We start from the raw sequence: 11887 nt of genomic DNA on the forward strand, positions 1-11887 counted from the left end.
CATGGCAACGCTCCCTTCGGCCCTGGTCGTCCCAATCGATCTCTCCGCGCTTTGCGTCGGCAAGACGGACGTCAACGGGTCCTCGACCCATCCCTACGGGACCAAGGATTTTGCGCGCCTGGCGCCCGACTTCTCGCTGCTGCCCTATGCCGATCAGGGCATCGCCAACAACCCCGGGCCCTATACCAGCGATCAGGTCCTCACCACGGCGTTCCAGCCGTCCTCGCAACCGCTCGATGTCGGCATCCATCTGCATTGGGCGCTTCCGCAAAGCCTCGCGCACGGCACCCAGGATGCCACCGGCAAGATCACGTTCCCACCTGCACCCAACCGCTGGCTGGTGGTGAGAATCGCTTCCAATACCGCGGTCGCCACGGCCCCGGTGACCGAACTGACCGGCTGGGTCGTCGAGAGTGACCGGCTCTGGGACAAGCGCAACGACACGGTCCTGTTGCCGGTCCAGAACGCGGTCAGCCTCGATATTCCGATCAAGCCGAATCCGATCGCCGCCAGCAACAAGTCGTTCAAGACGATTGGCAGGATATTTCCCTATGTGGGCTGGGCCGAGGACACCACCGCCGAACGCGGGCAACTGACGGCGCTCGGCTTCGGCGAGGCGCATTACGCGGCCAGCTCGCAATATTGCACCAACGTCTTCGGCATGTGGGATCCGCTCGGCGATATCGACCAGACGCGGTTCCCGCCGGCCACGACGCGGATGTCCTATCTTCTGATCGGATGGCATGCCGACATCGTCGACGACCCGCTGTCGCGGGTGACTTATCCGTCGCAGGCCGATAACAAGCAGAAGCTTGCGGCGATCGCGGCGCAGCTCGATTGGAGCTTTGCGCTCGCCGCCGGCGCATCGATGCCGACCCGGACCATCTACAGCGCGCTGACGACCGCAATCCCGTGGGATCCCGACCGGCATTTCATCGACCCGCATGCTGCGTCGTCGGATCTCGAGATCGCCGTCGGCAACACCTCCGCGGAGGCGGTGTCCGCGCTGCTCGCCGCGCAGCCCGACCTGAAGTCGCTGCCCAAGATCGAGTTCGTGTTGAATGCGCTGCAGACCGGGATCCTCAGCCGCCTCACGCTGCCGGGCGGATTGGCCGACATGGACGAGGTGCTGCACCAGGCCGACTTCACCAGCACCAATGTCGGCCAGATCTGGGTGATCGTGCCGGTGAAGGCGAAGGACGGCGAGGTCGGCGCGTCCGACAGGATGTTGGCTGCCGCGCGAAACCTGAAGAGGAGTTTACCGGCGGGGGCAGGCGATGCGCTGAACGCACTCAATGAGACGCAAAGCCTGCTCGATCGAACGACCCAGGAAGTCGAAAGCCTGCGCGCGCGCATCTTCGCGGACTGGTACCGCTACATGTCCATCGAATATCCGCCGGCCCAGGCCCCGCCGAGTCCGATCTCGCCGAACGATGCGCGCACGTTCATCGAATCCGAGATCGCCGAGCTGAACGTCATGCTCGGCTCCATCACCACGATCAGGAACGACGTCAAGACCCAGGGCGATGCGCTGAAGCAGCTGATCGGCCCCGACTATATGCTCGATATGACCAACGGCCCCCGCTACTGGAGCCCGAGCAATCCGGTGGTGCTGTTTTCGGGCTCCGACGTTCAATCGGCCTATCGCAACCGGATGCCGGCGGCGCGAGACCCGAGCGGCAACCTGGTCTGTCGAACCGGCGCCGATCTCGTCAGCGCGATGATCGCCGGCAGTAGTGCGTTCACGATCCACGCGGCGAACCTGCCGACGCTTGGTCAGGCCGATCCGGACGGCCTCGGCGACGTCGTAGCCGCGTTGGTCGGCGAGGGCTTTTTCGTCGACGTCTGGCAGGCGCCGGTGCTGGCGGCAGCGGTTGCCGCGCTCGGCGGCAGTGGCAACCCGGCGGCGGATTATGCCGGCCTGGTCAGCGCGATCACGAGTGCCCAGCAAGGCGAAGCCGGCGGCAAGCAGCCGTCGATCACATTTGTGGGTACGCCGGGGGCGGCTGGATCGGTCAAGCCGTGGAGCCTGCCATGGGTCCCGATCATCCTGCAATGGCAGAGCAGCTTCTATGCCAACGGACTGCCGCCCTACGATTCCGGTTTCATTCTCAAGAACTATCAGCTCGACGAGGCCGATATCGACCTGCAATTCAAGGGCACGATTCCGGTCGATCCGAAGTACGTGCGGACCTATCAGGGCACCATCGTTCTCTCGCACAATAGCGAGATCGACCTCGCGCAACAGATCAAGACCTACCTTGCGAACTTCCCTGACGACGATGTTGACGGTGAGCTGAAGACCGTTCTCGACAACCTCGACCTGTCGGCCCAGGCGCAGGCGTTGAGCGGCTTCAATCAGGCGTTCCTGATGCTCGATCGCGTGCTGCAGATGGAGGTGTCCGATCCGCTCGCGATCCTGCAGGGACTGTTCTTCTCCAACTTCACCAACAGGGACGTGAAGGATGCGGTGGGCGTGCAGAACGTCGACTCGCCGCGCGGCAACAACAGCTTCTGTCCGCTGCGCAACGGCGCGTTTGCGATCGACCGGCTGCGCGTCGTCGATGCCTTCGGTCAGGTGCTGGATATCGAGCGGCCGAAAGTGATCCGCGCCGAGAGCCTGATCGCTCCGGGTGACAGCTCCGGGCTGATCAATCTGCCGGTACGGCTCTCGCAGGCCGCAGCGCTGCGCTTCAACTGGCTGGCGGCCGACAACGATCGGGTCGAGACCAACAGCGATCCCGCCACCACTCCGGTCATCGGCTGGGTGCTCTACAACCATCTCGACCATGCGCTCGCGATCTACGATACCGCCGGGACGGCGATCGGATCGTTCAACCTGCTCGGTCCGTTCTGGCAGGGCGCGCCGGGCAACACCGCGAACTATGGCCAGCCGATCGAGAAGGCGTTCGCCTCCGCCAATCCGCATCTGCGCGATTTCGCGCTGGGATTGGCGGGCAGTCCGACGCCGGTCGACTACCTCGGCGAAATCCTGGCCGCCATCGACAATGCGGCGGGCTTCATCTCGCCGCGGACCTACAAGCAGGATGGTGGATTGTCGGTCCTGATCGGGCGGCCGATTGCGCTGGTTCGCGCCGCGGTGAAGCTCGACCTGCTGGGGTTGCCGGCGATGGACCAGAGCATGTCGGCGTTCGGCGCCGCGATCGCCAGCGACAACGTGCTGGAGCGCCAGGACGGCCAGCTGCCGCAACTGCAGGTGCCGGTCCGAATCGGCGAGCTCTCCGATATCGACGACGGCATGGTCGGTTACTTCATCGAGGACGGCGAACCCTCGACCTATCAAACCTTCTACTCGCCGGCGGCGCGGAGCAGCGACAGCCACGGCGTCAAGAAGCCATCGTTCGGACAGGTCGTTGTAACGGCCGACCGCAGCGTGCCGCCGGTGTTGCTGACCCTGCTGGTCGACCCGCATGCTTCCGTCCACGCCACGACCGGGCTGCTTCCGATGAAGGAGCTGACGATTCCTCCCGCCGTGATCGCCGATGATCTTGCGAACATGGCCGTGACGTTCCTGACCACGCCGTTCGTCTCCGGCGGGCCGCCCGAAATACCGGTGCCTGCCGAAAGCGGCTTTGTCTGGAATTGGGTGACGCAGCCGAGCGGCGCGGGCTGGACGATCGAGCCTGTCCAATCCGCGAGCGTTGCGATCTCGACGCTTCCGCGACGTGCGGTCGAGGGATGGCTGAGCTTGAGCCAGGCCAAGAAGTCCACCAACCGGTGAGGAGGGGCGCGATGGAGACGACAGCGAAACCTGCCGTGCAGTTCCAGTTGCAGAACGCGCAGGGACAGAGCGTCCTCTATGTGACGCAGGACACCAGCCAGAATGTGCTGACCTTCACCATCACCTATAGCGGGACGGCGGCGGTAACCGTGAAGGGCGGCGCGCCGGTCAGCGAGGACAAGATCACTCCGGCCGGCCCGACCAGCTTCTATTTCACCGTGTCGTCGGTTCTCAGTCCGAAGGAGTTCGCGACCATGCGGGTCACGCCTCCGGCCGGATGGCAGGCAGCGCTGTTCGGATCCTGGGCCCTGACGCCGATCGCCGACACCAAGCTGGAGCCAGGGCAGAGCCTGGTTTTCACCCTGACGAAGATCACCGCCAACGGGCGGCCCGGCCCCGGATCGTTCAACATCGACTATTACAACATCTCGACCGTCGCCAACTCCGGCACGCAGCTGCCGCTCTCGCTGCAGAACCTGCCCAATCTGCACAAGCGCCTTGCGGATTCGATGTTCATCTCGATGGTGGGGGGCAACTCGGTCTACATCGACGTCAACGACCAGCACCTCATTCCGCCCAACACGCTCGTTCTGCAGTTGAACAATTCGACCGGCGGGCCGCTGGTGCCGCCCGGCGCCAAGCAGGGGAAGCCGGTGTTCTACCTGACCTTTGTCAGCGCCAGCGGGGCGCCGGGCTATGGCGCATTGACCACGATCGACCGCCTGAAGAATATCGTCGTCGGCACCAATGGCGATTACGGCACCGTCTGGGATGTCCAGGATCATCGGCAGAATGATCCGCCGTACTGGGCGATCTACCCGAAGAGTCCGGAAATTCTCGGCACCGGCGCCTCCGCGATCGCTGAATTCAGGATCAGCAACATCGTCACCGACTTCGATCCGTCGTCGACAAATCTGTATCTGCAGTCGGTCGACATTCCGACTTACGACGACGGCAGCATGACGCAGCCGCTGGTGAAGGCGGTGCCGACGCTTGCGCTCCAGGGCGTCGGGCCGCTCAAGGACAACGTCCCGAGCGGCACTCAGGTCGGCCTGACCTGGACCAGTTTCAACGCGAACCGCTGCACGGTCAGCCCGGTCGATGGCGGCGAGGTGCCGGCGCCAGCGCAGCCGGACAAGACCGGGTTTCCGGTCACGGTGGCGCGCACCACGACGTTCACCGTGACCGCCTACAACGACGCGCTCGGGACCAAGACCAGCGGGCCGGCGACCGTGAACGTGCTGCCCGTGACGGTCAGCGAGGCGCTCACCGCGGTTCCCGCCACGGGCTATCATTTCGGCGATCGGGTTTCACTGTCCTGGGCGTTTTCGTCGGCGCAATCCTGCACCGTCGATCCGCCGATCAATGGAAGTGCGTCGGTGCCCGCGCAGTCCGATGGCACCGCGATCTTTCCGACCGCCGCCCAGCGCTACACCATCACGGCGCAGGGCCAGGCCGGGCCGGCCGCGACCTCGCTCGATATCATCCCGATTCCCAATGGCTGGAAATCGGTGCCGGGCGCCGGCCCCTGGGACACGCGCGGGCGGCCGGTCCTGCTGGCCGAATTTCTCGATCAGATCTGGTTCCTGGCCGGTGGCGCCGACGATCTCAAAAGCATCGTGTTCAGCAGCCGCGACGGATTTACCTGGTCGATCGTCAACAATGCCGCCGCATTCTCGCCGCGCACTTCAGCGGCCGGCTGCGTGTTCGCGGGCAAGCTGTGGCTCACGGGAGGCGCAACGCTGAATGGCGGCGTGCTCGACGAAATCTGGTCCAGCAGCGATGGCGTGACTTGGACGAAGGTCGCTGCCACACAACATTGGCCGGCCCGGGCAGACCATGGCTGCGTGGCGTTCGCCGGTAAGATCTGGGTGATGGGTGGGCGCAATGCGTCCGGCACGCTCATGAACGACATCTGGAGTTCGACGGACGGTGTGTCATGGACCTGCGTCAAGCCGTCCGCGGTCTGGTCGGCTCGGTCGGCGTTCGGTCTCGTCAATTTCGGTAACGGCATGTGTGTGATAGCCGGCAGTGGCGCCGGCGGAGTACTCGCCGACGTTTGGCAAAGCGGAGACGGCGCGACTTGGAACGGTCTGAGCAACACCGTGCCCTGGCCCGCACGCTCCAGTCCGGGTGTGGCCGTGCTCGGCGAGCAACTCTACGTCGTCGGCGGCATGAGTCAGGCGGGTTTGGCGTTTTCCGACAGCAACATCGCTGATCAGTCCGGCAACTGGTCCATGGGGCTTGGACCGAATTGGGGCGCGACCGTGCTCGATCTGGGCACTACCGCATTTCGCGATGCAATGTGGTTTGCAGGAGGCTCTGCAAACGGCTTACCCAACACGACGGTCTGGGGCTTCGGCACCTAACGAGAGCTTAAGTGATCGACAACGGCGGCTGAAGCTAACAACGTCGCGCGTTGTTTCGGCGCGGCGCTCAGCGGCCGCGCGACAGTCTCGTGGAGCGCCGGTGCGGACAATCTTGCTGAAGTCAGGCTCGTGAGAAGAAGCGTAAAAATACGACGAATACGGCCTGATTGACGCATGCGCGCGGGCACAGTGAGCTCTATGATTGCTTGGGTGAAGGTCAGGCAGCCTGCTGGCGGGCTTGTCGCCTTGGCGCAGGAGCTTCCATTCCCATATGTGGACGGCTCCCTCCTTGCAAGATATTGTTCAGTGATTTGACGGATCGCTTGCCTCCGTATGTCCGGCCTTTGCATGCGGTCGCACATGACCGCTGGCCAAGATGGGTTCCGCAACGCGTGTTCCTAACAAGGCAGCGCCCCTCGGAGGGCCACTGGGAATGACGGAGTGTCACGAGTTTTGGATCGATCGATCGCACCATCTGCTCTTCTCATGCAAGTTCACAGCATCAGCGCAACGCGGTAGTTTCTGTTCTCACCGTGGTCGCCAATCCTCTATATAGCCTTTGGCTGTTCCTCTATTCGCCGATACGTTTCACCGCTCACCATGAGTTTCCAGGCAACGCGGGCGATCTTGTTGCAAGCGCCACGGCGACAAGTTTGGGGCTTTTTCGTTGCAGCAGGTCGGCAAGCCATCGGGAGGCATGTTTGCTTCGACCTACTCTTACATGCTGAAGAAGAGCGGTCGCGCCGACCACCAATGTGCTCCTCAACATTTCGTCGCCGGCACGTGTAATGACCCCAAGCTTGACCTTGCCGGCCGTCGAATGATCTCTGGGTGTAAGCCCTATCCAAGCCGCACAATCGCGGCCAGACTTAAACATACGAGGATCTGGTGTCTTCATCATCAAGAGTGACGCACCAACAGGACCGGCACCGGGAATTTTTGCAAGACGCTTGCTGCATTCATCGGCGCGGTGCAGTTCCATTAGCGTTTTCTCGACCGACCTGATTTGCGACAGCAGATCTCGAGCCGCGCGATCTTGACGACATAGTGCGAGAGCGTGCTTCGTCGAGAGCAATCGCCACCCCTGTCTTTCACAAAATGATCAAGAAGCCTGATTTCGGGATCTGTCAGCGCGGTTTGCGGTAGGGTATTCGGCGAGGAGCGATTGAGCATCGTCATCCAGAAGACGCGCCAACTCACAATGCAGAAGACCGCGACCAGATTGACCAGACGCTCAGCAGTTCGCAATTTTGAGTCCTCTGCTTTGCAGCCAGATTTGAGGATCTTATGGAAGACTTCGATCTTCCACCTCAACGCGTACCATTCGATCTTCTTGATGGCATCCTTGCGCGATCGGACCGGGAGATCGGTGAGGAGCTTCCACTCGATTTTCTTTCGCCGCTTCGGCCTTCCCCGCTCTTGAGCATGGATCACGGTCAGAGTGAGTGCGGGATATTTCGTCTGTTTGCCGATCGGCGGCAGGACGCATATCTTGCGGTACCTGATCTCAAGAACGGCGTCGTCGGGATCGCCTTTGTCGTCCTTGACCTTGATCCGATGCAAACCCTTGATCGTAACCTCGTCCATTTCGTCGGCAATTGTATGATTGCCGTCCCCGGCAAGCCGATCAACACAGGTTCGCACCAAAAAATGCGTTCCAACCTCCTCGGCCAGGCAAAACAGCTCATAGATGTCGCTCTCGCGATTACCAATATGAACGCATCGTTCAGGGGCAGCGAGAAGGTCGGTCGATTGCCGTAAATTCTCGAGCCAGCGGATGCTCTCCTTCTGCTCGATCGGCACCCGTGTCGGATTGATCTTTCGCTTCAGCGCCGTCGTCCCCTTGAACTTCTTGCGGGTCCAGAACTTGATTGCCGACAGTCCGAGCGGAAGCCCCTCGGTCGTCACGGCGAGACTAGAATGCATCAGGATGCCGCACTGTGTGCGTCCTGCCGTCTTGCCCGTAAAGCCGATCAGATCCGGCTTCTCGCGCTTGAAGCTGAATTCCGTCGTGTCATGGAGGACGAGGATCGGTCCCTCCGTCGCCGCTACGCGCCCGCGCGTCGCCTCGAAATGACCGCAAAGAATATCCGGCCTCATTGACCCGCTCGTTGGAGAAGAAGCGATAGGCGGCCTTCGTGTTGGCCCAGTCCTGACAAACCAACGGGATGCTTTGACCCATGTCGCTCCCGACTTGTGCGAGCAATTTGCAGAACCGGCGACCAAGCCGCTCATCCTTAAACTCGCATCCCGCAACTTCCTGATCAACCCACGTCTCGATACCAGTCGTCAATCGCTGAGCACGCGTCTCCGCGCGTTCCTTCACCAACCCCATCGAGCACCCCACTTCCGAATCAGGTGCTCAACAATGAATCACAACAGATTCTGCCGATTCAAGATTTCGCCCGCCGCGCCTCGCTCAAATCCGACGTCAAATGTGGGTAATTGAAAGCTATTGGGGTGGTGCCACTCATCAAGGTAGATCTACGGACTTTACGTGTTCTGAAGCCCGCGGATCATTGCCGAGGTTGCGACATGCGCACGTTAATGATCGTACTGGGAATATGGCTGTTGCTGAACGTCCTTGTCGTGGTGATCATGACGCCACCCCGCAAACCGCGACGGACTGAACCCGCAAACCGACGCGGCTGAGATCGTCGATCGACAACAACGCACACGTGCGTCGCATCCGTGATGGAGCTGCCGATGCCGTCCTCGGATTGGGTGGCGGTTCAGGACTGCGTACATAGCACATCTCCTCAGGCGCTTCGTAACGAGTATCTCGGCGTCGCTAGCTCCTGGCTTGATAATCGCAACGCCGAACGACTATATCCGATCGAGCAGATCAGTGAGTCTGAAAGACGCGGTATAAGAGAAGATGTGAGATATGCCGCACGCGGTGCTGGTTTCATCTCACCATTCGGGCCCAAGTACGGCCGCCACTTCTGCGAGAAGATTTGTCCGGGCGCCTGCCCCGGTGATCGCAAAACTTGATCTTCCCTTGCCGTACTACCGCCAGGCGGCGATGAACGCGGCGCGAGGGATTGCAGTCGACCGCTCGACGCTGCCCGGTTGGGTTAACTAGACGGCACCGCTGTTCGATCCCATTGTTACCTGCTCATCACGAGGTCCCCATAACAGCTACTCGATCGAATAATAACGCTAAAAGCGAAGATCATTTCTCAAGGAGCGGTCGGCACATTCCGAGCGAATGATCGCGGTGCATGGAAGAACGTCTTCGATGAGCGCGTTGGCGCTGGCCGCACAGCTCATGTTGACGATAGGCCGTTCGTGCGCAACGTAGAGACGTCGAGAACGCATTTACCACGCGGATCGAGTAGCGCAAAAACGACCGACTTCAAATGATCCCGGCCGATCATCAAATCAGTCCTGATCGGGATGTACTTCACGTAACGCGATGCAGGATAAATCATCCATAGATCGTTGTTGGTCGAGCGCCCTCTGGCACCATTCGGAAGTACACCTCAACGACGGAACGCCGGGCCCTCTGATCCTTAACGTCAAGAACGTGCAGTCGTCAGAGCTCTCGGCCGTACGCCATCCCGGCAGCTCGGCCGACTGCACAACGCAAGACGACGTGCTGTTCTCGAGTCCTGGACCGGGCAGGGTGTACAAAGCAGCATTATGGATCGCACTTGTGCCGAGCGCGATTGCAGGAGCTCAGCCAATTTGCCGCTGGCCGGTTGATACCCTTGCGCGGTTCTGACGCGTCATGTCTTTAACCAACTTAGCCGGCAGGGTTGGAAGGACGTTCTGCCAACAGGAGAACTCAAGAATGTTCATCGCAATAAACCGCTTTCAGGTGAATAAGGGCTTGGAGCAGGCGTTCGAGACAGTTTGGAAAACAGGCGAATCCCATCTCGGCGACGTCGAGGGCTTCATCGAGTTTCATCTGGTGAAGGGGCCGGAAGCCGAAGACCACACGCTCTACGCCACACATACGGTGTGGGCCGACTACGCCGCGTTTGACGCCTGGACGCGCTCGGAAGCGTTCAGCCGCGCGCATTCCAGTGCTGGCAACGAGACCGGCGGCAGCCTCTTCCTCGACCACCCCAAGTTCGAAGGCTTTGAGGTCCTGATCACCGAGCGCGCTTCCAGTACGGCGGCGTGACGGAAGCGTTTATGCCGCGCCGATTACATCATCCGCTTCAGCATCCTCGCGGACTTGGATTGAGCGAAGGGACGCGGCACGGACAGTGCGTCAACGCCGGGGAGGCGATCATGGGGGACAATTGGTTCAATACCGTCCGTCGGCACCTCGCGGTCACGGGCGATCTGGCTGCAGTAAAGGAGACGAGCCGTGATAGCGACGACGCACTCGCCAGATCATCCAGTTGGCGGCGCGCGGGATCAGCCTTCTCGGCGGCACCATCGAAGACGGCTTCGAGGGGCGCACCGTGTTCTAGTCGCAGCGAGCTTGGGCCACGTATTGCGCAGGATCCAGCTCGCCCGCAACCGCACTGAATGACCAGCGCAAAGCTTGGCCCGCGAGTGGAGCTGCCACCATCCGGGCGGATGGAGAATTAACTTGGTTCGAGTGTCGTGACATACCCTATCACAAGAATTGACGGGCTCGGTGCCTATGTCGCTTCCAAGCTAAAGGCTCAGAAGATTCGAACAACCGCTGCGCTGCTGGAGCACGCTAGGACAGTGAGGGCTCGAAAGGCGCTTTCGGCGAAAACCGGGATCAGCGAACGGCAACTGCTCGAGTGGGCAAATATCGCCGATTGCATGCGCATCAAAGGAATGGGCAGGGCTACGGTGGAACTACTGCGTGCCGCTGGCGTCTTCACCGTCAGGGACTTGGCTCATCGCAACCCCGCACGCCTAGCGCAGGCGATGAAGGAAGCCAATGAAACGCGAAAGGTCGTCATTGTCATGCCCTCGGAGAAGTCCATTGCTCACCTAGTCCAGCGTGCCCGCAACTTGCCCCTGAAGATCACTTACTAGATGCCGTAATGGGCCCTGCTCCGAGCAAGGGTGATGATGGTGGCTGTCCTCCGATAGATGATGAAACGGGGTCACAACGTTGAGTCGGCCCCAAGCATCTGGAGACGGAGGACAGCCGTGGAGAACTATGCCGGAATTGCGTGTCATTGGAACTGTCGAGCGTATGCGTTGTGGATGTCCAGGGTAAGACCCTGAAAGAGGTCGCGAGCGAACCCGACGCCTTCGTCCGCGCTGCCCCACAGCGACCCAGTACGTGGCATCGCAGTATGCCGCCGTCTGCCTTCCGGGCCTTCTGGATGTCCTCCTGGTCCGCCGCGCTGGCTTCAAAATACGCGCGAACGAGTCACGCTTCCTGTGCCCCCTTCTGAGCACATTGCCATCGGCCGGTATGGAGGCTGCCCGCCGAAAGCCCATTCCGTGGACCGTCGGAATGGGCCAGGCCCTCTACCGTGCCGGCCCGCGGATGGACGCCCGCTGGCCCGGCAGCTTCAGCTTCGGACCCGACATCAGGACGTCGCACGCGGGATAGAGCAAGCCCGCCGGGTCGTTCGAAGGACGACAAACAAGAGCGAACATGAACAGCCTGACACCGTCTTTCTCCTCGCCGCGATTCGCGCGTCACAAAAACGATCATTTTTAAAAGATGCAGGTGATTTTCAAGAGTCCAAGGCAGCGGAGCTGCTTGTATCCGGCTTGGCTAAATCGTAGTTCGACACGCTGTTCAGTTTGAATCGTGGGTGCGACGACGGGATGTTTTGGCGGTTGACGAGATCGAAACGGATGTTGTCGGGGCGACGATCGCTCT

The 11887-nt window shown here is 61.2% G+C and carries 6 protein-coding genes and 1 pseudogene; 4 read left to right on the forward strand and 3 right to left on the reverse strand.

Annotated elements, in window-relative coordinates:
• Position 1: 1 nt before the first annotated feature.
• Positions 2-3742, forward strand: coding sequence for a hypothetical protein (locus tag J2R78_RS44520; protein ID WP_253610398.1), 3741 nt, complete (start codon positions 2-4; stop codon positions 3740-3742).
• Positions 3743-3753: 11 nt separating this feature from the next.
• A complete protein-coding gene (locus J2R78_RS44525) occupies positions 3754-6111 on the forward strand; it encodes a kelch repeat-containing protein (protein ID WP_253610397.1) in 2358 nt (785 codons plus the stop codon).
• Between the two features lie 548 nt (positions 6112-6659).
• Here J2R78_RS44525 and J2R78_RS44530 read toward each other — a convergent pair.
• The 3 genes and pseudogenes from J2R78_RS44530 to J2R78_RS44540 all read right to left on the reverse strand — a co-directional run.
• Positions 6660-7099, reverse strand: a pseudogene (locus J2R78_RS44530) (transposase); the annotation flags it as partial.
• On the reverse strand, positions 7093-8211 hold the full coding sequence (locus J2R78_RS44535) for an IS4 family transposase (protein WP_253610396.1): 1119 nt from the start codon (positions 8209-8211) through the stop codon (positions 7093-7095). The pseudogene J2R78_RS44530 and the gene J2R78_RS44535, both read right to left, overlap by 7 nt.
• Positions 8126-8446 carry a transposase gene (locus J2R78_RS44540; RefSeq protein WP_253610395.1) on the reverse strand — a complete coding sequence of 107 codons (321 nt, stop codon included), beginning with the start codon at positions 8444-8446 and terminating at the stop codon, positions 8126-8128. Before J2R78_RS44540 ends, J2R78_RS44535 begins: the two co-directional genes overlap by 86 nt.
• Positions 8447-9907: 1461 nt before the next feature.
• Between J2R78_RS44540 and J2R78_RS44545 the strand changes: the two genes are divergently transcribed.
• Complete coding sequence (locus J2R78_RS44545; RefSeq protein WP_253610394.1) at positions 9908-10243, forward strand: antibiotic biosynthesis monooxygenase; 336 nt, start codon at positions 9908-9910, stop codon at positions 10241-10243.
• A gap of 431 nt (positions 10244-10674) precedes the next feature.
• On the forward strand, positions 10675-11082 hold the full coding sequence (locus J2R78_RS44550) for a DUF4332 domain-containing protein (RefSeq protein ID WP_253610393.1): 408 nt from the start codon (positions 10675-10677) through the stop codon (positions 11080-11082).
• Positions 11083-11887: the final 805 nt, after the last annotated feature.

The organism is Bradyrhizobium sp. USDA 4538 (genome assembly GCF_024171045.1).
Classification (GTDB): Bacteria; Pseudomonadota; Alphaproteobacteria; order Rhizobiales; family Xanthobacteraceae; genus Bradyrhizobium; species Bradyrhizobium australafricanum.